Source organism: Methanosarcina sp. DH1 (genome assembly GCF_020804205.1).
Lineage (GTDB): Archaea > Halobacteriota > Methanosarcinia > Methanosarcinales > Methanosarcinaceae > Methanosarcina > Methanosarcina vacuolata.
The window spans coordinates 417,681-441,334 of sequence record NZ_WJBJ01000005.1; the positions used below are offsets into that span (position 1 = coordinate 417,681).

The 23,654-nt window shown below is 38.0% G+C and carries 18 protein-coding genes and 3 tRNA genes; 15 read left to right on the plus strand and 6 right to left on the minus strand.

Annotated elements, in window-relative coordinates; all coding sequences use genetic code 11:
- On the minus strand, nt 1–286 hold a 286-nt coding region (locus tag FXW07_RS03510), incomplete at its 3' end, for a DUF4277 domain-containing protein (RefSeq protein ID WP_229393769.1).
- Nucleotides 287–467: 181 nt separating this feature from the next.
- Between FXW07_RS03510 and FXW07_RS03515 the strand changes: the two genes are divergently transcribed.
- Nucleotides 468–746, plus strand: a complete 279-nt coding sequence (locus tag FXW07_RS03515; protein ID WP_229393770.1) for a sugar-specific transcriptional regulator TrmB — start codon at nt 468–470, stop codon at nt 744–746.
- A 238-nt stretch (nt 747–984) separates the two neighbouring features.
- Here FXW07_RS03515 and FXW07_RS03520 read toward each other — a convergent pair whose 3' ends face one another.
- Nucleotides 985–1,599 (minus strand): carbonate dehydratase, encoded by a 615-nt coding sequence (locus FXW07_RS03520; RefSeq protein ID WP_229393771.1) that lies wholly within the window; start codon nt 1,597–1,599, stop codon nt 985–987.
- A 190-nt stretch (nt 1,600–1,789) separates the two neighbouring features.
- Here FXW07_RS03520 and FXW07_RS03525 point away from each other — a divergent pair, with 190 nt between their 5' ends.
- The 7 genes from FXW07_RS03525 to FXW07_RS03555 all read left to right on the plus strand — a co-directional run bounded on the left by FXW07_RS03525 (nt 1,790) and on the right by FXW07_RS03555 (nt 8,312).
- Nucleotides 1,790–1,990, plus strand: a complete 201-nt coding sequence (locus FXW07_RS03525) for a hypothetical protein (protein WP_229393772.1) — start codon at nt 1,790–1,792, stop codon at nt 1,988–1,990.
- Nucleotides 1,991–2,291: 301 nt separating this feature from the next.
- The gene (locus tag FXW07_RS03530; protein WP_229393773.1) at nt 2,292–2,912 is read left to right on the plus strand and encodes a DUF106 domain-containing protein; all 621 of its coding nucleotides are present in this window, start codon (nt 2,292–2,294) and stop codon (nt 2,910–2,912) included.
- Nucleotides 2,912–3,454 (plus strand): (d)CMP kinase, encoded by a 543-nt coding sequence (cmk, locus tag FXW07_RS03535; protein WP_229393774.1) that lies wholly within the window; start codon nt 2,912–2,914, stop codon nt 3,452–3,454. The genes FXW07_RS03530 and cmk overlap by 1 nt, the downstream gene beginning before the upstream one ends.
- Before the next feature lie 433 nt (nt 3,455–3,887).
- Nucleotides 3,888–4,889, plus strand: coding sequence for an RNA-guided pseudouridylation complex pseudouridine synthase subunit Cbf5 (locus FXW07_RS03540; RefSeq protein ID WP_229393775.1), 1,002 nt, complete (start codon nt 3,888–3,890; stop codon nt 4,887–4,889).
- Nucleotides 4,890–5,099: 210 nt separating this feature from the next.
- Nucleotides 5,100–5,182, plus strand: a tRNA-Ser gene (locus tag FXW07_RS03545).
- Between the two features lie 861 nt (nt 5,183–6,043).
- The gene (locus FXW07_RS03550) at nt 6,044–6,751 is read left to right on the plus strand and encodes an ABC transporter ATP-binding protein (protein WP_229393776.1); all 708 of its coding nucleotides are present in this window, start codon (nt 6,044–6,046) and stop codon (nt 6,749–6,751) included.
- Nucleotides 6,744–8,312 (plus strand): hypothetical protein, encoded by a 1,569-nt coding sequence (locus FXW07_RS03555; RefSeq protein ID WP_229393777.1) that lies wholly within the window; start codon nt 6,744–6,746, stop codon nt 8,310–8,312. The genes FXW07_RS03550 and FXW07_RS03555 overlap by 8 nt, the downstream gene beginning before the upstream one ends.
- Nucleotides 8,313–8,537: 225 nt before the next feature.
- Here FXW07_RS03555 and FXW07_RS03560 read toward each other — a convergent pair whose 3' ends face one another.
- The gene (locus FXW07_RS03560; RefSeq protein ID WP_229393778.1) at nt 8,538–9,305 is read right to left on the minus strand and encodes a class I SAM-dependent methyltransferase; all 768 of its coding nucleotides are present in this window, start codon (nt 9,303–9,305) and stop codon (nt 8,538–8,540) included.
- Between the two features lie 486 nt (nt 9,306–9,791).
- On the opposite strand from FXW07_RS03560, the gene FXW07_RS03565 reads away from it, so the two are divergent.
- The 6 genes from FXW07_RS03565 (at nt 9,792) to FXW07_RS03590 (ending at nt 12,819) form a co-directional block, all read left to right on the plus strand.
- A complete protein-coding gene (locus tag FXW07_RS03565; protein WP_082091031.1) occupies nt 9,792–10,280 on the plus strand; it encodes a 30S ribosomal protein S13 in 489 nt (162 codons plus the stop codon).
- A gap of 22 nt (nt 10,281–10,302) precedes the next feature.
- The gene (locus FXW07_RS03570; protein WP_229393779.1) at nt 10,303–10,956 is read left to right on the plus strand and encodes a 30S ribosomal protein S4; all 654 of its coding nucleotides are present in this window, start codon (nt 10,303–10,305) and stop codon (nt 10,954–10,956) included.
- A gap of 2 nt (nt 10,957–10,958) precedes the next feature.
- Nucleotides 10,959–11,339: a 30S ribosomal protein S11 gene (locus FXW07_RS03575; protein WP_011305118.1), complete on the plus strand. Its 381-nt coding sequence runs from the start codon at nt 10,959–10,961 to the stop codon at nt 11,337–11,339.
- A gap of 84 nt (nt 11,340–11,423) precedes the next feature.
- Nucleotides 11,424–12,224 (plus strand): DNA-directed RNA polymerase subunit D, encoded by an 801-nt coding sequence (locus FXW07_RS03580; protein ID WP_048118588.1) that lies wholly within the window; start codon nt 11,424–11,426, stop codon nt 12,222–12,224.
- Nucleotides 12,225–12,532: 308 nt separating this feature from the next.
- Nucleotides 12,533–12,617 (plus strand) — tRNA-Leu (locus FXW07_RS03585).
- A 117-nt stretch (nt 12,618–12,734) separates the two neighbouring features.
- A tRNA-Leu gene (locus FXW07_RS03590) sits at nt 12,735–12,819 on the plus strand.
- A 383-nt stretch (nt 12,820–13,202) separates the two neighbouring features.
- On the opposite strand, the gene FXW07_RS03595 is transcribed toward FXW07_RS03590, so the two are convergent.
- Both FXW07_RS03595 and FXW07_RS03600 read right to left on the minus strand, forming a co-directional pair.
- The gene (locus tag FXW07_RS03595) at nt 13,203–14,591 is read right to left on the minus strand and encodes a tetratricopeptide repeat protein (protein ID WP_229393780.1); all 1,389 of its coding nucleotides are present in this window, start codon (nt 14,589–14,591) and stop codon (nt 13,203–13,205) included.
- A gap of 5 nt (nt 14,592–14,596) precedes the next feature.
- Nucleotides 14,597–16,894 carry a tetratricopeptide repeat protein gene (locus FXW07_RS03600; RefSeq protein WP_229393781.1) on the minus strand — a complete coding sequence of 766 codons (2,298 nt, stop codon included), beginning with the start codon at nt 16,892–16,894 and terminating at the stop codon, nt 14,597–14,599.
- A 429-nt stretch (nt 16,895–17,323) separates the two neighbouring features.
- Between FXW07_RS03600 and FXW07_RS03605 the strand changes: the two genes are divergently transcribed.
- A complete protein-coding gene (locus tag FXW07_RS03605) occupies nt 17,324–21,940 on the plus strand; it encodes a tetratricopeptide repeat protein (RefSeq protein WP_229393782.1) in 4,617 nt (1,538 codons plus the stop codon).
- A 160-nt stretch (nt 21,941–22,100) separates the two neighbouring features.
- On the opposite strand, the gene FXW07_RS03610 is transcribed toward FXW07_RS03605, so the two are convergent.
- Nucleotides 22,101–22,871 (minus strand): DUF429 domain-containing protein, encoded by a 771-nt coding sequence (locus FXW07_RS03610; RefSeq protein WP_229393783.1) that lies wholly within the window; start codon nt 22,869–22,871, stop codon nt 22,101–22,103.
- Between the last annotated feature and the right edge of the window lie 783 nt (nt 22,872–23,654).

Consider the following 23,654-nt stretch of genomic DNA (forward strand, 5'->3'; position numbering starts at 1 on the left):
CTTCTTGTGTGACGCTGTCTCCAAAAAGTCTTCCTATAGAAATAGTTCTGAAATAATCAGGAAAAAGGTACAGACGTTGCCCTATGAAACCAAGACCATTGAGTACCATGGCAAGGATACAGACAGAGTGAGGAACCTTGTGATCTCGTTCTTTAGGAAGTTTCTCATCGATCAATTTGTCAACTTCAAGCTCGCGGAAAACTCCAGCAATGAGACCAAGGTGACCTAAGAAGCTTGTACGTTTTATTGAGGATTCAACTCTTCTAATGTTGTTTTTATCTGCCATGGAAGATCAAGAAAAGAGATATAAAAATTAATTATATTAAATTATATGTTTACCTGCCGAAGATAGGATTTATCGAAATGTTCTTGCTTTTTTCGCATTCATTTGATTCAAATAATTTGTATTTAAATAATATGTGGCTATTTATATCAACAAAAACTACACACGGAGAAGCTGAGTTAATATGACTGAAAACTCGATCGATGAACTGGTGAACTGGGTTATCAGCGTTGATCGCCGTTTGATTCTGATGGACTCCATGAAAAGGCACCCCTTTGTAAGGGCTTCGGATATTGCTCATGAGGCAAGCCGATCCACACAGAATATCAGCCATGCTTTAAAGGAACTTGAGAGTAAGGGCTTAATTCAGTGTTTGACTCCTGAAAAAACCACATGGAGAAAGTATATCCTGACAGAAGAGGGAAAAAAAATTTTAGAAAAACTGGATGGGAAATACCTTTGATATTGAAATAATGGAGCGTCTCTAATTACCAAATATTAATAAGATCTTTAGCTGAATTTGTTAGTTGGTACTTATAGCCTATCCGAAAAGTGTTGTGGCCTACTGTATCTTAAAATTAACAGTACCGTAATAAGAAATGATGCTGGATATTACATGCCTATTGTAGCTTTAAAACATGCCATTATTGACTTTTCGGATTGGCTCTCATTCACATTAATCCGGAACTCAAAGAAGTTTCTTACTCCGAAATTTCAAAGCTCTGGGCTTTTTCGGTCTTATTTTTCTGTAATATCCCTAAAGGCAGATCTTCCTCTTCAAGTTGAAGTCTTTTATATCCTTCTATCAGTTCAAGATTTGCCCTGACAACCGATTCTTTAAACTCTGCAAGGTCTGTCGTGATATCTTCAAGTGAGTTTGCCGCTCTTTGATCTTTGATAACGCCTCCATCGGGCACCATTTTGTGAGGAAGAATTTCGACTCCGCGAACAACAGCCTTGTGAAGAATCAGAGTATCTTTTCCCAGGGTGCAGTCAAAAGTCACGGCTCCAAACCCTACAAAACAATTTTCTCCTATTTCGCAGGGGCCATGTACGATACACCCGTGTGCAAGAGATGTGTTGTTGCCTATCTCCACTTGTGAATTGTAAAGGGAATGGATTATTACATTGTCCTGAATATTACAGCCGCTTCGGATAACTATTGAAGATCCGGGTTCGTCTGCCCTAATTACGGCATTAGGGCCGACAAATACGTCCCCTTCTATAGTTACATTTCCTACTATAAGCGCGGTGTCGAATATCAAGGCTTTACTGCTTATTTTTGGAAACTGTCCATTGGGGTTTGGAAACTGCATTTTTCAAATTCCTCCTAAAGCCTGTATAAGTTTATCTCTCAACTTCCCAGGCTGTAGTCTCTTGTTATGATAACTTATGAAAAGATATTTAAACATTTTTTGTTTGAACATATTTTCTTATTTCTTTTCCGCCTGAGTCCCGCAAGCCTTTTCAAAAAACTGCTTTACTGCAAGCCTTTTCAAAAAAGGCTTGAGCGAAAACTACAGCAACGACATAGTCTGCGTGGTCAACCGACTCAACGCAAAAATTTTGAAAAAAGGCTTAACAGAAAACGTGGCGATGTTTGAGTTTGAGAACCTTTTTCCCAAAACTTTGTTTTTCAGGGCCGTTTTGTTTCCGAGTGTAAGCGCTTTTATAAGAGTACAGCTACATGTGGCGGAAGAAGGTTAACAATTAGAGACGCAGGCTAAAGATTATACTGGTGAATTAGTGATTGTACGCTTATTTTTGACTGCTACTGATCCGGCATTGTTCGGAAAAGTCCAATCTTAATTTCATCAAATAGTATAACTTATATATACATCGACACTTATTAACCAGAACAACCTGCGTAATCATTAAAATTGGCTCCGTAATTGAGCTGATTTATCACGACTTTACAATACTTTAAGCTTGTCAAGCTTCTATTATTGGAATTCTTTTACATTTGAAGATCTCAGAATAACTATTGAATCTGAATGGTGAGGACAACTTGGTTTCGGAGACATTAAAAAATCAGATAGACCGGTTCCTGCTGGCTCTCGGTTTTTCCCTTATGATTGGGATTATGGTCCTTGGGCAGGGTTTCAGGGAGGCTGTCGGGGAAGTCGTAGGGACTTTAATGAATCCCATACTTGCTCTGATCGGACAGGAGAATTTCTTTCTAATCCTTTTGGTAATGGCATCTATTACTGCTATTTACGCATCCCTTATCCAGAAATACACAATTGACTGGGACCTCATGAGGAATACCCAGGAACGCATGAAGGTTTTCCAGAAGGAATTCCGGGAGGCACAGCTTTCTCAGAACACTTATATGCTTAAAAAACTGGAAGAACAACGCCAGGCAATGATGGAAGACCAGATGAAGATGTCCAAGCAGCAGTTCAAGCCTATGGCTTACATCAGTATCATTTCCGTTCCTCTCTTCATGTGGGCTTATTATTACATCAGCGGGCACGGGAGTGCCACGATGGTTTTTCCTTTCTGGGGTAAACAGTTGCTGACAACCCATGCTTTTTGGTACTTCCAGAACTGGTTGTACTGGTACTTCATTTGTTCTCTTGGAGTTAGCCAGTTTATCAGAAAGGCACTGGATATCGGTGGGGTCTGATGCGAATAACGGTTAGCGGGCTTCCCGGAAGTGGGACAACAACAGTTTCAAAGCTCCTTGCAGAATACTATGAACTTGAACTGATCTCCTCTGGTGAAATTTTCAGGAAGATAGCCAGGGAGAAGGGAATGAGCCTGGCAGAATTCGGAGCTATGGCCGAAAAAGACCCTTCAATTGACCTGGCTATTGATAAAAATCAGAGGGACGTTATCCACAGTCATGAACAGCTCATCCTCGAAAGCAGGCTTGCAGGCCATATGGCTAAAGATGTTCCGAATGTACTTAAAATCTGGATAAAGGCTCCGTTGCCTGTACGGGTAAAAAGAATCCTGAGGCGGGAAAAATCAGTTTCTTTTGACGAAGAGCTCGAAAGAACAGTTGAGAGGGAAAAATCTGAGGCCCTCCGTTATATGAACTATTACAATATCAATATTGATGACCTCTCTATTTACGACATTGTTATTGATTCTGAAAAATGGAACCAGTACCAGATTCTTGATATTCTGAGGGCCGCTATCGATTCCATCGTAGGGCCGGAGTAATTGCCCTTAATCTGTTAAAGGCTGGATTTTTATACAAGGCGTAGAGTTTTATTTGCCGGAACGTGATATACTGATATTACAGTAATCACAGGTCTTCGGCATATGCTCTCTCTTAATTAATGCTGAATTAATAATGCTGGAATTCCTTTTTATACGCATATGGGAATTTCCGTAAATCTTTTTATAAATCTTAGATTTATGACTCCCAAATTTATAAATCTCAAGGTTTATGACTCTCAAATTTATAAATCTCAGGTTTATGACTCTCAAATTAATAAATCTCTAATTTATAGATCTAAAGTTTATGACTCTCAAATTTATAAATCTCGGGTTTATTTTCACTATGGTTCGCTTTCATTATGCCTATTTACAAGTTACTGTATATCTATCATATTTACGTCTATAAATTCAATTCAGGAGTTTTTGAAAAACTATGTCACCTGCTGGCAAATTGCCGTCCGAAACTGAAAGAACTCTGGTCCGGAAATCCGGCGCCTGGACAAACCCCTCTTACGGTTCTTACCCGGAAAAGCGCCCTATTCTCGAATATATCGAGAAAGGGGTTGTAAATATTGATAAAACAAAGGGGCCGACAAGCCACGAGGTTGCAGCCTGGGTAAAAGCTATTCTGGGCGTAGGTACGGCAGGGCATGCAGGCTCACTTGATCCCAAGGTTACAGGGCTTTTGCCCGCTTTACTTGGAAAGGCTACAAAGGCGGTTCCTGCTCTGCGTCTTTCTGGAAAGGAATATGTCTGCCTCTTGAAGCTTCATAAGGAAATGCCTCAAAAACTTGTCAGGAAGGTCTGTGAGGAATTTACTGGCCCTATCTACCAGATGCCTCCTATCAAATCAGCTGTCAAACGCGTTGTCAGGGTAAGGACGATCTATTACCTTGAAGTGCTTGAAATTGAAGGGAGTTTTGTGCTCTTTCGTGTAGGATGCGAAGCCGGTACTTACATAAGGAAACTTTGCCATGATATTGGGCTTGCTCTTGGTTGCGGCGGACATATGCAGGAACTCAGAAGGACAAAAGCAGGCCCGTTTACCGAGGAAACGCTTGTCACTCTCCAGGATCTCAAAGATGCATATGTACTCTGGAAGGAAGACGGGGATGAATCTGAAATCCGGCGTGTAATCATGCCAATGGAAACGGCTGTATCTCACCTTCCCAAAATTATCCTGCGGGACAGTGCAGTAGATGCAGTCTGTTCAGGGGCTACTCTGGCAGTTCCAGGTATAACAAGCCTGGATGCAAACCTTAAGAAAGGAGAGCTTACAGCGCTGTTTACTCTTAAAGGTGAGCTTGTTGCCCTTGCAAAAGCTGAAATGAGTACAGAAGAGCTCCTCAAAGCTTCGACCGGACTTGCAGCTACCCCGGTCCGGATTATGATGGAGACGGGAACTTATCCAAGAGGTTGGAATAAAAAGGAGTAGAAGGAGTAAAAGGAGTATGGCGGTAAGCCATAACACATAACATATTTTTGGAACCCTCATCTTTTAGAATAAGGTTTATATATCACTATTTCCGTTATGGTATAAGTCGTGCCATAAGCTTTATGCCAATCTTTCCAATGGGAAGCTTGACCACAACCTTTCTAAAAGAGAGCTTGACCAAAGGTTAGGTATAAGTTTTGTAATGCATGTGCCGAGGTAGTCTAGTGGTAGGGCGCAAGCCTGGAAAGCTTGTGGGGCCTAGCCCCTCGGGAGTTCGAATCTCCCCCTCGGCGTATCTTCTGAAGCCTCTTTTAAATTATGTTTATAAGCCTCTATTAAATTATGCTATAAGCCTTTTCTACATTACGTTTCTAAGTCTTTTCTACTATATCGATTCTCAAATATGCACATAATAAGAAAATAATCATAGTTTATGACGCAAATATTACTTTAAAGTCATATGGAATTTTGTAACACGGAAAACGCAGCCGGTCGCAGAGTGATTCTATCTGGATATTACAACCACGGAAAACACGGAAAGCACGGAAGAAACACGCCTTTACTACTGATTTCCGTGTCTTCCGTGCTTTCAGTGGTTTTCAAAAAATTCATTTCTGACATACTTTGGAATCGATGCACTACATTACGTTTCTAAACCTTTTCAAAATTATGTTTAAATCTGCAGCATCTCGGTTTTGTTGTGAATGTAGTTTCTAATACTCAGTTTTATCTTGAAGAACCATAGTTGGAATCCCTTCAAAAAAAAGATCAAGAGGAAGATTTCCACTGTACCTGAAGTGTTGAGTACCTCTCCTAAAAAAAGCAGGTTAAAAGGATCATAAATACTTGAGGTTTTGATTGAAGTTGAATAAGTTCTTGCTCCTGGGACTAATATGCCTATATTTTTGCTGGAACTGGTTGTAAGTTTGTGAAAGAAAAAGGGCTCTCAATTAAAAGAGATAGGATTTGCAGAATGAAACTGTGAATAAAAATCTTTTAAAAGCATGGGAGAGATGGAATAATACAGGAATTATTATCGAAAAAAGAAGTTGATCTGACAATGTCAGGATAAGAATACCGTTGAAAGATTATCGATTGATTTCAGGCGGGAACGAAAAAAACAATCGGAAACAAACAGAGAAGGAATATTGAAAATGAAACTGATCCTGAACGATATCGTAAAAAGTTTTGACAAAAAAGAGGTTTTGCGAGGTGCGAGTTTTGCCTTTGAAAAGGGGGAAATTTACGGACTTCTCGGGAGAAACGGCTCAGGCAAAACCACGCTGTTTAACTGCATCAATGAGGATTTGAGGATTGACGGCGGCTCAATTCTCTTTGAAGAAAATGGAGTAAAGAGAGAAGTTTATCCAGACGATATCGGATATGTCCTGTCGACACCAGTCGTTCCGGAGTTCTTAACAGGGAGAGAGTTTTTAAAGTTCTTTATTGACATCAACGTGAATAAAATTCCGGACATTAAGCCTATTGACGAATATTTCGATTTTGTAAAGATCGGACGCGATGACCGCGACAGGCTTTTGAAAGATTATTCCCATGGTATGAAAAACAAGATGCAAATGCTTGTAAGCTTCATCGCAAATCCAGCCATTCTACTTTTAGACGAGCCGCTGACCTCATTTGACGTTGTGGTCGCCGACGAAATGAAGACTCTGCTGCGCCAGATCAAAAAAGACCACATTATTATTTTTTCCACTCATATTATGGAGCTTGCGCTGGATTTATGCGACGAGATCGTGATTCTGAGCGGGGGGGTTCTGGAAAAAATGGAAAAGGATGACCTCAACAACGAGGCCTTTAAGAATAAAATTATTCAGGCCCTCAGGAGGGATGAATATGATTGAAGCTTTCATTATGTCCTTCAGGCTGAAAAACACGTATAAAGCCAATGGCTTCATCTATTCGCTCAAATCCATCCCTGTCATCAACAGGCTGCTGCCGGTCTCGCTCTATAGAAGCCCGGGGCTGAAAATATTTGCCAACTTCGTCAGCATCCTGTGGGAGATTATCTCGATGTTTTTTGGCAAATTGCTCTATCTGTTTATTATTATCTTTCTTCTAAAAGATCATATGAAAAGCAGCCCTGCGAACAGCTTCATGCATATGTTTTTCTTTCTTACCATTACGGGCGGTTTCCTTAACACGCATATATTTCATCCCACCAGAGACAAGTATTATGCCATTTTTCTCATGCGAATGAACGCGCGGGAGTATACGCTTTCGAATTACTTCTATTTCCTTTTGAAAATCATTATCGGGTTTTTGCCTTTCACGCTGCTTCTTGGACGGCTTTCCGGAGTGCCTACCGTTATCTGCCTTTTGATGCCGCTTTTTGTTGTTTCCGTAAAACTGATTTTTACTGCCCTCGCGCTTCATGATTATGTCAGAACCGGCCATGCAAAAAATGAAAATAAGCTCGATTCGGTTGCTCTGGCTGGCATTGCTGTATCATTGGCTGCGGCATACCTCCCACCGTTTCTCGGCTATGCCATGAACGGAGCTGTTTTTCTCGCTCTGTTTGTCATTTTTGCTGTTATGGCTGTGTTTTCTTTTTTGTATGTGCTCAAATTCCCTGAATACCGGAGGATTTGCAAGGAACTTCTCACAGCGGATAATTTTGCTATGAACAGAAAAGATATGGCTGCACGTGCTACTCAAAAATCTTTGCAAAATAATATAGACTTTAAGGCAACAAGTAGCAAAAGCGGTTATCAGTATTTCAACGACCTTTTTGTTAAGCGGCACAGCAGTCTGCTGACCAAATCGGCCAAACATATCACCTTGATTTCCCTTGCAGTGCTTGCGCTTTCCATCATAGCCTGTTTTCTTTTCCCGGAAGCAAAACCGAAAATAAACGGGATGATGCTGACCTTTTTACCTTATTTTCTGTTCATCATGTATTTTATTAATCGCGGAAAGGTTATCACCCAGGCCATGTTCATGAACTGTGACCACAGTATGCTTGCCTACCGGTTTTACAGGCAACCGCGTGCAATTCTGTTTCTCTTTACGGAACGGCTGAAATCCATTCTATTGATAAACTTGATGCCCGCTTCGGCAATTGCACTCGGGCTCCCGATTCTGTTATGGTTTACAGGTGGAACGGATAACGCGCTTAATTATGTGCTGCTGTTTGTTTCCATTATCGCCATGTCTGTATTTTTTTCGGTGCACAACATGGTATTATATTATCTTTTGCAGCCCTATAATATCAATCTAGAAATAAAAAGTGGCACTTTTGCCATTGTTAATTCCTTTACTTATTTTGTTTGTTATTTTGCCATCGGTAAGAAAGTCCCGACTCTAATTTTCGGCACGTTGATTTCAGTATTTTGCATTGTATATATCGCCGTCGCCTTGATTCTTGCATACAGGCTTGCACCAAAGACATTTAAGCTGCGGTAATAGCGGCTTTATGTAAACTAAAAAGAGGTCAGATATTATTGCGTTTTCTATTCATAAGGGTAACTCCTTTCCGGGACTTCGGGCCAAGTTGGTCCGAAGTGGTATGGCGAATAGGAGAAAAACTAACTATAAATTATCTAAGTATCGTGTTTCCACCACCATCCATAAGCCGTGTCATTTCCTCAATACATTCCAATAGAAGTGGCGGCGTAAACCATTATTATTTTATATCTTTTTCCCAATATAAAATACATATCCATAATACTGTTTATACTTTGAATATAAGTCTGCCTCACGCCTCATAAGTGCAATCAGATCCTCAACGATTTTATTTCCAGCATGTTTTTTCAAAAATTCCTCTTGCCTTGCTTTTTGCGGAATAAAATAATTGTCTATCCAACAAGTCTCAGGCAGCGTAAATGCAGCAACTGGGATGTAACCTGTTTTTTGCATGATGGAAATATTATGCCCAATTGTGCTAATTTCAGGAACTGCGTCTAACCACCACTTCTCAATTTCAGCGGGGCGCTCATCAGTAAACCATGACTCATATGTTACGGCAACATAACCATCTTTTTTGAGGAACCTCTTCCAGTGATTCAAGCCTTTTTCAAAACCTATATTGGCAATAGCCCCCTCAGACCATATAAGGTCAAATTCGTCATTCTGAAACGGCAAATTGTCCATTGAACCGACAATACCTTTTACCCTGTTCTGTAAACCAAGTTTTCCGGCTGTTACGTTAAGTTTCTCAATCGAGCCGGCGTAAAGGTCGAGGGCGGTGATGGTTGCTTCTGTATTTTGTGCAAGAACCATTGTTTGAGCGCCTGTACCGCAACCTAAATCGGCAATTTTTGTTTTGTTTGAAAGATTGTCGATAAAACCTAATGCTCTGATGGTTTCTTCGGGGCTGCCAGGTCCCTGCCGGTCAAGATCTGTGAAAAATTCATTGATGAGGGCAAAATCAAATTCGTGGATTGTTATGTCTTCCATTGTTCATACTCCTTATCTTCCATTGGTCATCGGTTAAGCACTAAATTCCTTCTCTTATGGGTGTTTTTATCTGATAATACCTTTATAGCTGTATCTCCAGGTCTCCTCGTCCCACATTTACTCTTGAAGACTCTCTGAGGAAAATGTTTCCCTAAGGGTGGTTAAGGTCACAACATTACTGTTTTACGAAGGACTGCCTTTGAACCAACCTATTTTTATTTCTTTGAAAAAATTATGTTGCTGCAGGTAAAGATGTTTTTCGACTTTTTTACAGCATATCTGATATCAAGCCACGGCCAACATAACTGCTATTGACTTTTAGTCCTTTCGAACATCGCTTTCAGTTAGGGATAAACGCAGATATCCTTATATACTGGTAACAGCATGTAAATGAATTCATCAGTATGTGCTGTAAAGAAGCTCCTTTAGAGAGCTGCTCCTGACTTTTCGTGTATTCTTTTAGGGTATTCGATCAGGGGCTACAGGATGCTGTATACATTCCCCTGGAGGGAATATATGGTAGAAGAAAAGAATAATGAAGAATTAAGGCATCTTGTTCGGATTATGAATACCGACCTGCAGGGGGCAAAACCCGTAGAGTACGCCCTTACAGGTCTCCCAGGAATAGGGAGGCGCACAGCTATCCTTATCGCAAAGGGCGCAGGGGTAGACCCTACTGCTACACTTGGATATCTGCCAGATGAAGAAGTAGCAAAGCTAGACCGCGCAATCGGGAATTTTGAGGAGATTGTTCCATCCTGGATGTTGAACAGGCAAAAAGACCTGGCAACAGGACAGGACAAGCACCTGCTTGGAACAGATATCTTACTGACTTTCAGGGAAGATATTAACAACCTGAAGAAGGTCCGTGCTTACAGAGGACTCAGGCATGAAAGAGGCCTTAAGGTTAGAGGTCAGAGAACAAAATCTACAGGCCGCCGCGGGTCAACTGTCGGTGTCAGCAGGAAGAAGTGATTTTCCGGTCAGGTGATTTTAAATGGCATATCCAGGTAAACAAAGTAAAAGTTTCGAGACTCCTAAGCACCCCTGGCAGGAAGCCAGGATGGCATCTGAAGTCCAGCTTGTAAAGGCATACGGCCTCAGAAATAAGAGAGAAGTTTGGAAAGCAGCCAGTATGCTCAGAATGTACAGGTCTGAAGCTCGGAAATTACTTGCAAGCGCTGCAAACTCTCAAGAAAGAGGACTTGAAGGGCATCAGAAAACACAATCTGAAGAAATCCTTGCAAAGCTTATCCGCTATGGCATCATCAAATCAGATGCTGACATTGACGATATTCTTTCTTTAAAAACTGAAAATATTCTCGAAAGGAGACTCCAGACTCAGGTCCTACGTCTAGGACTTGCCAGGACAGTTGTCCAGTCTCGTCAGTTTATCACTCACGGTCACATTGCAATAAACGGTAGAAAAGCCACGGTTCCGGGAATGCTTGTCTCCAAGGAAGATGAAATGCATATCGGGTACTATGCAACCTCTCCATTTGTTAGCGAATCTCACCCTGAAAGACCTGTGCAGGTAGCATCTGTTCTTGCGGACAGCACAACTACTTTAAGGGCTGTTGCAGAAGCAAAACAGGCTAAAGAGAAAGCTCCTGAAAGAGGCGGCGGAAGGAAGAAGAGAGGGAGGAGATAATCATGGCAGACATGAAATGGGCCGTAGCTCACATCAAATCTTCATTTAACAACACAATTATTACTGTAACTGATATCACAGGGGCTGAAACCATTGCAAAGTCTTCCGGTGGTATGGTTGTAAAAGCTGCAAGAGACGAGAGTTCTCCTTATACTGCCATGCAGATGGCAGGCCAGCTTGCTGACCAGCTCAGGGATAAGGGCATACATGGCATCCATATAAGAGTAAGAGCACCCGGCGGGAACAAGCAGAGAAGCCCGGGCCCTGGAGCTCAGGCTGCAATCAGGGCTTTTGCAAGAGCAGGAATCCGGATTGGCAGGATTGAAGATGTTACTCCTGTCCCGCACGACGGCACTCGCCCCAAAGGCGGAAGACGTGTATAAGAGAATTCTTAAGGGAATTTCTTCAGGAAATTCTTCTAAAATTCTCTTTTTGAATGCATTAAAATATAAGGGAAATTAAGGAATATGACGATGGAAGTAGACATTCTGGAGTTATCGGATAGATCTGCAAAATTCGTGCTTTCAAAAGTTAGCACATCTTTTGCCAACGGCATTCGGCGCGCTATGGTCGCAGATGTACCAACGCTTGCGATTGAATATGTGAACCTTTACGACAATACATCGGTACTCTATGATGAGCAACTGGCTCTACGTCTGTCCTTAATCCCGCTTGTTACGGATGTAGAGACGTATGTGCCACAGGCAGAATGCGATGTCTGCGGAGGAGAGGGCTGTCCTGCCTGCGAGGTTTCCTTAACCCTGAGTGCAGAAGGTCCGTGCACGGTTTATTCACGGGATCTTATATCCTCTGACCCGAAGATACAGCCGGCGGATCTCAATATCCCGATTGTTGAACTGAAAAAAGGACAGAAGCTTGTGCTTGAGGCTCTCGCTCATATGGGCTACGGCAGGGATAGTGTTAAATGGCAGGCAGGAGTCGCTTGCGGCTACAAGAACGTGCCTATTATAACCATTACAAACTGTGATGCATGCGGACACTGTGCAACCGAATGTCCGAAAGGCATTATACGGTTTGAAGAATCAGGCGCCAGAGTTTCTGACGAGGATATCCTGAAGTGCTCACTCTGCAAGCTCTGCGAGCAGGTCTGTGACATCCACGCAATAAACATTAGCTTCGATGAGAACGCTTTTGTGTTTACAATGGAGTCCGATGGTTCTTACACAGCCAAAGATCTTGCCCTTAATGCGTCAAATGTGGTCAAAGGCAGAGCTGAAGAACTTTTGAGCATTCTGGACCAGTTCTGAGCTCCTGCTCGGGTACAGGCCCATATCCAATTTTTTGAGGTTAAGGCCCGATAGAGCCCTGAATATTTCAATGAGTAGATATTTATCTGGACTCTCTACGCCTTACATATTATTATTTTGCATCTGAGTACTGCAGGAGACATTCTGTCTTATTTGTGCTCTTCCAAAACTTATTCCCGGTGACCTTCACGGCTCGAAACGTTTATATATTATCCACGATATTGTGAGGGAGTGCAAGGCGTAAAGCGCGCCGGATTATCATAATGAAACATTATTAAACATAGATTAGACACAGATTAATACGAAATGCGAGGGTTGCCCAGCCAGGTCAAAGGCGCTAGGTTGAGGGCCTAGTTTCGTAGGAATTCGTGGGTTCGAATCCCATCCCTCGCACTAAATTTCTTAATCTGTCAATTTAAAACATTTAACTTAAAAACTTCAAATTTTCATACGTTTCTAAAAGTTATTTTTGTAAAGAATTTCAAATTCTTTATTGTAAGATATCGTTATGCGAGGGTTGCCCAGCCAGGTCAAAGGCGCTAGGTTGAGGGCCTAGTTTCGTAGGAATTCGTGGGTTCGAATCCCATCCCTCGCACTAAATTATCTCTGCAATCAATAGAAATTTAATTTTCCACTAATACCTGATTTATGTTTTTGTGATATAGTCTCAAACATGGCTTTTGCGTACGTTTATATACTCACACAGCAGGCCGGCCATAGCAGTGCTAAAAATGTGGGAAAGGAATAGCTGTAAACTGTATTTTGATTATTTTGGATTAATATCAATCAACAAATGATGGACTACCTGTTTTTAACACCTACATAAAATTCCAATTAATCCACTCTGGTATATAATTGCTAGTAGGAAAAACTATGAAATATGAAATTTTACTGCGTAAAGTCGGGAAATAACATTGCTTTTCTGACTTTTACTTGAGACGCAATTAATTTAAACAGCTTGTGTTTTTTGCTTTGTAATTAGTCCACCTTGGATGAAAGTACATCAATTAATTTGGTCATATATTTTATTTGATTTTCATCACTAATAGGTGCTGTTTTTAAATATTCACGAGCAGAGTTTAAGGCCTCTACTTTATTGTACTCAATGTCTAGGATAGCCTTATAGTACCATGCTTTATAATAAGATGAATCAATTTGTATAACCTGGGTAAAACACTCCAAAGCTTCAAAGATTCGATCTGCAGCCATCAGGCAAAATCCTTTGTTGTACAAAGCATGGGCGTCATTTGGGTCGATTTTTAGAGCACTATCGCAACACCTAATTGCTTCCTCGAAACGACTTATGCTTTCTATAGACCACTTTTCCGAGGACAGTGATAAAACCTCTGCCATAGGCTGATTATTCTCACTCTTACTTTCCATCTTTTCGGAACGATTAAGATCTATGATAGCTGCAGCTTTTCCTATTAAGGCCGAAGAATCCAATGAATCAATTTCTAAGACTTTTTCGTAGTTAGCTATTGTATCTTCATACTCACCTAATGAATAGAAAATTTTTCCTTTTGATAAATAAAAAATTTTATTGTTTGGCTCAAGTTCTAGCGCTTTTTCACAGGTGAATAACGCTTCTCTGCTGCAGTTTAATTCTATCAAACAATGAGATTTTAGTGAGTATAAGAATGTGTTTTTATCGTCTTTTTTCATAAGCATATCGATAGATTTAAGTGCTTCTTCATACAGATGAAGTGTGATCAAAGACTTTATCCGAGAAATTTGGGCGGGCATATATGAGCTGTTTAACTGAATAGCTTGATCTAAGAATGTTATTGCTTCTTTATAAGCTCCTTTATTTCTCAAACATTCTCCCTTATTCGTCAAGGTAACGTAATTTTCTGGATAGTCCTTCAGCACAGCATCAAAATAAGTTATAGCCATATCATATTGATTATTCTCCATCATGTACATTCCAATATTATTAGAGGATAACAAACTTGGTTTAATCTCATGTGATTTCCTCCAGTATTTTATGGCCTCATCTGCTAGTCCAAGGTGATTATAGCAGGTTCCCAAATTATTCAACGACAAGTAATTTGCAGGGTCTTTTTCAATTGATTTGAGACAGCAAGAGATGGCTTCCGTGTAGCGATCGAGAAAGATATAGCAAACGCCAAGATTGTTCAATGTATCTATGTCTTCTGGATTAAGCGTTATTGCTTTTTCCCCAGCAAATATAGCTTTCTCATACTTGCTCAGTTCAGTAAATATCGAACATTTTATGCTCCATACCTCTGCATTATTGGGATCTTCTTTCAGCTTTTCTTCGATTTGTTCTAATACTTTTTCGTACTCCGACAAAAGCTTGATATCATCGCTTTTTTGATATGATGATAATTTAACATGGAACATTCTATTCACTTCTTCTCAAATGTTTTACCAAATAACTGATAACCACTAAAATTGTCTTTTTTTTCTTTTAAGGAGTTAATACGCTGTTCAACGTCGATAAGCTCTGGCTCTATCTTCAAAGCTATTCGGTACTCTTTCACTGCTTTAGAGTAGTGTCCTTTTTTCTCAAGAAGTTGTCCGTAATCGTAATGAGCTTGTGCGAACTCTGGAACCTGATCTATGAGAATTCTGTACTCAAAAATGGATTCATCTGTCTTCCCTTCTTCTTTTAACAATGATGCAAGTTTGTATCTGACGACAGAATAATGAAGAAATTCATCTGATGACATATTTTGCGGGCTGCATTTTAGCAGGGTCTTTAACTCATTAATTGCCTTGTCTTTGAGTCCTATTTCTATGTAGATATTTGCAAGGTTTTCATGAGCTTGGGGGAAGTTAGGATCAATCTTCAGAGCATCCCGATATTTTTCAATGCTTTCTTTATATTGCTTTTTATACAACAAAACCGAACCTATATTGCAGTACGCCTTGGCATAGTCAGGTTTGATCTTCAGTGCCGTCTCATATTCCTCGATGGCTTCGTCATACAGACTTTTACTCATGAAGCTATTACCTAAATTCAGATGTGCATTGATGTCCTCTGGGTTAAGTGCTATTGCTTTCCGGTAAGCAATAATTGCATCGTCCGTCCTTTCAGCTTTATCATATTCCATGCCCTCTTTATAATACTGGGTTGCCTTTTCCATAATCTCAAATATTTCATTGAGTCTCGATGCTGACAATAATTCAAGTTTCCTGTACGATATTTGCCCTGCTATATTCATGGAAGTTTCAAACGAAGCAATTGCCTGAGATAATTGTTTCTGTTCTAGATAAACCTGGCCGAGACCTCTATGTGATACTGCTTCTAATTTTTTATATCCGTAGTGCCGAGCAATTTCAATTGATTTGTTGTAATAATCTATTGCAGATTCAAAGTTGCCGGTAATATGCGATATATTGCCTAAGCTGTAATAGTCATGGACTATGGAACTGTAATTTTTTGTCTTTAGAGATATTTTTAATGATTTATTGTAATATTCTCTTGCTTTTGGGTAATTTTTATCATCATAGTATATATTTCCGATATTGCCATAACACTGGAGTCTTAACAGGTCATCGGAACATTGCTCGGCCAAGTTCTGTGCGTGTTCATAAGCTACCAGGGCTTCAGAATATCTATCTAGTTCCGACAAAGAGTTTCCTTGACCAAGGTAGCAGTTAATCTGACCTGTGATATTTTTGCCGTTAACTTGTATATCCAGCGATGTATTGAAGTATTTGAGAGCTCTATTGAAATCACTTACATTAAAGAACAGTGAGCCAAGTATAAAATAATTCACACCTTTATGTGACTCAACGACATCTAGCCATTTATCTACCTGTTTTTTCCAGTCATGGCTCTGTTGGCTAACTTGAAAGGTGCCTATCACATCAATATTTTGTTTCCAGAACTCAGCGATGAATTCATCCGTATTGCAATAAATTCGTTTGCAATTTTCAGGAAATTTTTGAAACGGGTTCTTTATGCTTTTTTTTCCTATCTCCTCGATTTCGACACCTTTGTCACTGTGATGGTCAATAAAAATCACTTCTTTCCAATTATTATCCAAGCTTTCGATTGCTGGCAAAATATCTAGCATATCAGAACAGCTATAACCAAGTACCAATATAGTACTGTGACGACCCCCAGAAAAGGCATGTGTGATAATTCGGGATCTCATGTTGTAAAGATAATTACTTGAAATTTTATTAATGACAGCTCGGGCACTGTCTGGGTGAGATGCAGTACCATGTATCTTGAATACAGTAATTTTTTCTTCTTCTGCAGCCAGATTCACGGTAGAAAAGTCTGTTTCATTAGAATAAGTTATATATTTGTCCTTTAATCCTTCCAGATCTAAAGCTTTTTCAATCAGTTCATCGAAGTTCGTAGTATAGATTTTTCGAACAACTCCCAGACGCGCTAGCCGGGCGATTAATATATGATCAGCGTTAGGTTCTCCAAACTGGTAGGCCTTGATTATATCTTCTATGTCCAGAGTCCTTGATAATATTTCCATAATCGCTTCAAAAGGTAGATCAGATTTGAGAATTACATCCTCATCGACTGTGTCAATGCCCAGTTTCTGGATAATATATTGAATAAGCACGTTCACCATGGGCATGCCTGAGTTTCTTGAAATTCCTGAACCACAAAACACAGCGAGCATTCCATTATTATCAAGTTTCTTGCCTTCAAGATACGGAAAATTAACGAACATAAAAAATTACTATTTACTTGTAAGTGATAATTATTTTCATTTGTCTACAAAGTTATGAATTTATATACTTAATCAGTTAATTAAAAAGCTCAAAATTGATTTATCGAATCTCAAATTTGAAATAAGCCAATTGAGTTTTTGATCATGAAATAATTCTTAGATTCTTAAAGATTTGGAGAAATTGGTTTGGTAATAAACTCAATATAAAAAGATTTCTAACCTTAACTCAGCATTGCTTAGGGGATAAACCAATTCAATATTTTTTTCTTTCGACATTTTTTTTCTAACAGAATTATGTATTTTATCACTTTTCCGCTACTCTTTAAATATACCGTTTTTTGATATGAAGTTAGCAAAAAGGAATCGAAAAGCGCAGTGATGGAAAGAAAAAAACGAAAGTTATAAAAATTGAAAGTAATCTTTTAAATTATGTCCGAAGATTCCGAACAATTGAGAGATCTAGCAATAAATCACTTAAATGAAACTTTATCGTTAATGAAAAAAGGCCAACCAAAAATTGCCTTGAAGGAACTAGAAAAAGCCGAAAAAGTAATTCAGTGTGCAGAATCAAGTAATATTTCTTTTTACATCCAGGAAATAAAAGAACTCTTAATTATGGCACTATGTACGTATGATAAAGAGATAACAATATACTGTCAATCAAATGTAGGAGATGCACTAAATAGTTTAGGGAATTTACTTTCTGAGATCGGACGAATTGATGAAGCATCAGAGAAATTAGAAAGCGCGCTAGAAATTTACGAAAAAATTCTCGAGGAGGACCCTGAAAATATAGATTACCAATTACATCTAGCAGGTATACTAATTAACTTCGGAAACTTGCTTTATTCTATGGGTCATATCAACGAAGCGAAAAATAAGGAAGAAAAGGCCCTAGGTATTTATGAAAAATTTCTCCTAATAGATCCAGAAAATAAAGACTATAAATCAAACGTAGGAACTACACTAAATAATCTAGGTGTCTTCTTTGCGAATATGGAAAGAAAAGTAGAAGCAAAACTAACTTTTGAAAAAGCACTATATATTCTGCAACAACTTCTTGAAATAGATTCGGATAATTTAGATTACCAATCATATCTAGCAGGTACATTGAATAACCTAAATGAGTTGATGTTTGACATAGATCAATTGAGAGATCTAGCAGAAAATAACTTAAGTGAAGCGTTGTTGCTGATGCAAGAAGGCGAATCTATTGAAGCCTTAAAAGAGCTTGAAAAAGCTGAAGATGCCGCACAGAAGGCGGAAGCAAACGACATTTTTATCAGAGTGCATACTATAAAAGGAAATCTTCTACAGACTTTAGGCAAGTATGAAGAAGCTTCAAAAATCTATTCTAAGAACTTGAAAATTACAGAGAAACTTTTCTTAAAAGATCCTGATAAGGAACTTTATCAGTCAATTATTAAGATGAACCTTGATTCTCTTTTCAAACTTGGAAGTGTCTTCCATGATAGAGGACATTTTCTTCAAGCAAAAAGGTGCTATGAGATACACCTTTCTACTTCTCAAGGACTTCTTAATATTGATCCTGAAAATATCATGTATCAATCTAAAATAGGTTTTACACTCCACAATTTAGGAAATTTGTTTTCTGAGATGGGATACATAGAAGAGGCAGAAAAAAGCTTAGAAAGTTCACTAAACATTTTTGAAAAGTTACTCAAAACTGAGCCTGAAAATGCCAAGTATCAGTCAGATGTGGGACGAACACTAAATAATTTAGGTGTAGTGTCTCAAAAAATGAAGCATCTGGAAGAGGGAAAGGAAAGGTATGAGAAGGCGCTAGAAATAAGACAAAAACTCCTAAAAATAGATTCGAAGAATATACAGTATAGATTAGATGTAGCAATGACTCTCAACAATTTAGGTGCCTTACTTTATTCTATGGGACTACGAGAAGAGGCTAAAGGAAATTACGAACAAGCATTAAATCTACGGAAAGAAATTCTCATAAACAATCCTGAAAATGTGGAATGCCAATTAAATGAAGTAATGACACTCAATAATTTAGGTGTATTGCTTTCTGACGTAGGACTAGTGGAAGAGGCGAAAGATAATTACGAAAAGGCATTAAATCTGAGGCAAAGAATCCTCGAGAAAGATCCCACTAACTTAAGGTATCAATCAAGCGTAGCAACATCGTTCATCGATCTTGGTATTTTGCTTCAAAAAATGAGACGAATAGAAGAGGCGAAAGAAAGTTTCGAGAAAGCACTAAACATAAGGCAAAAAATTCTCGAAACAGACATTGAAAATACAGAGTATCAATTAGACGTGGCACAAGCACAAAAAAACTTAGGGGAATTATTTTCTGATATAGGATTCATGGAAAAGGCAAAAGATAGTTACGAAAAAATGGTATATATAAGGCAAAAAATTTTCGAAAAAAATCCAAATAACTTAGAATATCAATCAGATTTAGCAATTTCTTTCTTTAATTTTGGGATCTTGCTTCAAAAAATGGAGTTAATAGAAAAGGCGAAATGTAAGTATGAAAAAGCGTTAAATTTATGGCAAAAGATCCTTGGAAAAGATCCTGATAATGTTGATTACCAGTCAAATCTAGCATTATCATTTTACAATTTAGGATACCTGCTTGAAAAAATGGGGTGCATAGAAGAGGCTAAAGATAGGTATGAAAAAGTATTAAATCTTAGACAAAAAATTCTCGAAAAGGATCCCGATAACGTTGACTATCAATCAAATCTATCGATATCGTTCTACAGTGTTGGCACCTTACTTTACTATATGGGACACATCGAAGAAGCAAAAGAAATGAACGAGAAAGCTCTATATATAAGACAAAGGCTTCTTAAAATAGACCCCGAAAATACAGAGTATCAATTAAATTTAGCGATGACACTCAACAATCTAGGTGCTTTACTTCAAAAAATGGGATTGAATGAAGAGGCGAAAGAAAAATTCGAAATGGCGCTAGATGTAAGGAAAAAAATCCTCAAAAATAACCCTGATAATGTAGAATACCAAGCACATTTAGCAGTAGCAATTAGCAATATAGGTGCATTGCTTTATTATTCGGGACAAATAGAAGAATCTAAAGAGAATTATGAAAAGGCTCTAGAAATTTATGAAATACTCCTCAATAATGATCCTGAAAACGTAGAGTATCAATCATATTCACAAGATATACAAGGTACACTAAAAACATTGGAATCCGTGAGTTCTAATTTTAATTTAAGAAATGAAGTAGAAGAACACTTAAGTGAGGCATTATCACTAATTCAAGAAAGCAAACCTGAAGAAGCTCTAAAAAAACTTGAAAAATTCAAAGAAGCAGAAAAAGCGGAATCATGTGATACGTATCTCTATATTCAAACTATTAGGGGACCTTTACTACAAGCTATAGGTCAGTACGAGGAAGCTCAGAAAATTAATTCATCGATCTTGAAAATTGCTGAGGAATATCTCTTAAAAGATCCTTGTAATGAATTATACCAATCTCTCATTCACATGTACTTAAAAAATATCTATTTTTTTGGAATGACCTTCTATAGTATGGGACGTTTTCCTTATGCAAAAAACTGCTATGAAATGTACATTTTAGTTTCTCAAAAAATTTTTGAGAAAGATCCAGAAAATATAGAATACCAGTCTTATATGGCAAATGTACTCAACCATCTAGGCATGTTGCTCTCAAACATGGGGCTACTAGAAGAGGCAGAAGAAAGATACGAGAAGGCACTGGATATTTATAAAAAGCTTCTGAAAACAAATTCCAATAACATAGAGTATCAATTATATGTAGCAATGATGTTCAATAATTTAGGTAACCTGTTTGCTGAGATGGAAAGCATAGAAAAAGCAAAAGAAACACTAGAAAAAGCTCTGGATATTTATGAAAAGCTTCTGAAAGCAGATCCTGAAAACTTAGAGTATCAGTCAGATGTTGCAATGATATTTCATAATCTTGGTAGTTTGCTTTTTAATTATAATGAGCAAATAGAAGAAGCAAAAAAAATGTTTGAAAAATCACTGGATACTAGAGAAAAACTTATCAAAATTGATCCCAACAATGTAGAGTGGCAATATCATGTAGGAAGTACGCTCAACAACCTAGGTTGCACACTTCAAAAGATGGGATTAATGAAAGAAGCGAAAGAGACTCTAGAAAAGGCTCTATATATTAACGAAAAACTTCTAAAAACTGATCCTGAAAATGTGTTGTATCAAGCATACACAACAATGACGCTCAATGCTCTTGGTTTTTTGCTCTCAGATATGGAATGCATAGAAGAAGCGAAAAAAATATACAGAAAAGCACTTGAAGTATATACAGAACCTATGCAGCATCCAACTATAAGCAAGAAATCTGAGTCAATAATTAGACTTGTCGAGTTAAATGCTGAGCAAGCAGAAAAAGAAACTAATCCTCAAGATCAGATTAAATATTTGGAAGAAGCTTACAAACTCTGTAAAAAGAATCAGGAATTTTTTATCAAATACCATCTGAATCATGAAAGAAAACTGGTGATGGAAGCTGGTCTTAACGCTTATGTAAACTACGTAGTAAAAAATACAAGAGATAAGAATGACTCGAAAAGAGATACAGAATATGAGAGAGCTATAAAAGCGATTGAAAAGCTGGCAAAGATTACAGATGATGAGGAAATCTCAAAAATGACTTCCTCTTCAGTCTGCTATCTCAAAGGAAGAAAATACATGAACAAAGCTTTCTCTTCAGAGGAGCCGAATCTTGGATTGATTAAACAAGCTGTGAATCAGTTCGAGTACGCAAAAGAAACATACAATAAAGCAAATACGTACTACATCTGTAAGGGGCTGCTTAAAATTCTTGAAAATAAAGATATTTTTGAAGAAAAAGATAGCTCGAAAACAAAAGAGTTAATTAATCAGATAATAGAAGCTTTTCCCGAAATGGTTGATCCAAGTGTAACAATTATATTTGAGGAATTCGCAAAACTTCTAAATGAAAAAGGCATAAAGAGCCACAAAAAGCATTTAGGAGAGTTTAAAGAAAAAATTAGATATATTGATATTCCTTAAATTGATAAGATGGTACCAAAACAATAAATGAGCTCATTCCAAAGCTCATTTTTGTTCTCAATTTCAGAAATGTTCTGGGTTGTCTTCAGAGTCATAAGTTCAATTCGTCGCTCAAAATATGAGATATAGAGAAGCAAATTTTAGTTTTTGGGTAGACTTATTAGCAAACCGTTGTATAAACCACCTGCATAGGAAGACCTTGAGAGTCTTTTTCAGGAATTTCGGGAATAGATTTTAGTCCCCTCTGAAAAGATAACTTTGCTGTTACAGAGGCGACCAGAGCATCAAGAATATCGTCTCTTGCTACGTCTTTACGTCTGTATTTAGAAAGAGCATTCTGTACAATTTCATCTGTGGAAGTACAAATTTCTTGCAGCAGCTTTTTTCTTTCGTTAAAACCTTCCCTCTCTTTTTTAGAATATTCCATTGGCTTTCCGGCAAGAGCCCAGAAACAAATTTCGGGATGGGTTTCTATTATTTTTTCCTTCGCAGAATCTGTGGCTATAAGAAAATCATTCATTTCCCTGATTTTTGGAACTATTCCCCATGTTTGTTTTGTAAGTCGTTTGCCTGTAACTTCTTCGTTGATGTCACAAGCGCTTTCGTAGCTTTTTGCATAGATGGCTTCTCTACAGGGAGTTGGAAAAACGCTGGATTGCCTGTAGGGTCTTAATAAGCTTCTAGCTTCTACATCACAGAACCTTCTCTTGAAATTATATTTGCTATCTACTAAACCAATAGGGATGTCCACAAGTATACGCACATGAGTATTGCCATCACAAAAATAGCTATAAAGATCCGGGATTTTAGGAAACTGAAATACACCAAAACTATCAGTTTCTGTTAGTGCAACTGCAAACCAACCTGCTCTGCAACCGTCTACACCAACAAACACTTTTTTATCCATATTCAGGGTTTGCAGTTTAGGCATATAGACCCTTTCAGAGAAAGCTTTGAATGGAGTTGTTTGTTATTATTCAGGCATAGTCGACAGTACTTTCATATGCCTGTAAAAACTGAATTAATGGCTTATAACAAGAAGGATAAACAAAAAGGCATTGAAAAGGTGCTTTTTTTTACCAGTAGAGGTTTTTTCTATCCAGAATGCTAGAAACTTTCTTGCAGGGTGGATACAATATATAAGTCTCTGAGATAGCAGAACACCTCTGAAGAAAATATAGTTTCATGTTGCATAATAGTAGGGAATGGCGTGTAGGTGCAAATATGTGCTTTATCCTTAAATTTCTAGCTATATTATTTTTATAAATTTGATATTTCAAAATATCGAATAATACTTTTATCAATTGAGGTTTTGCCATTTTTCACATAATCCCTTTATTTCCGCTAATATTTAATAGCATAGCTTATTTCTTGAAAAATTTATATAATAATTACTTAAAATCTATTTAATTCTTTGTTTTTATCTAAAATTTGAATTGGAGCAATAAATAGCTTATTTATTAGGAAATAAACTTTATTTGAGCTTTCAAAACATACTAAATATTTATGTTTTTATGAAAGTTATGAAAATAAATTGCAATAAATTCTAATTTTGAAAGTAAATGTAATATTATATCAATTTTTGAACTTAACTCGTATTCAAAGGTATTTTGAAGTATTATTTTAGAGGCTTAAAAAGTAATTTTATGCCAAAATACGTGATTTTAACAGATTTTTTAGGTTTTAGAGCATTTTTATCAATTTTGGTAGAGCC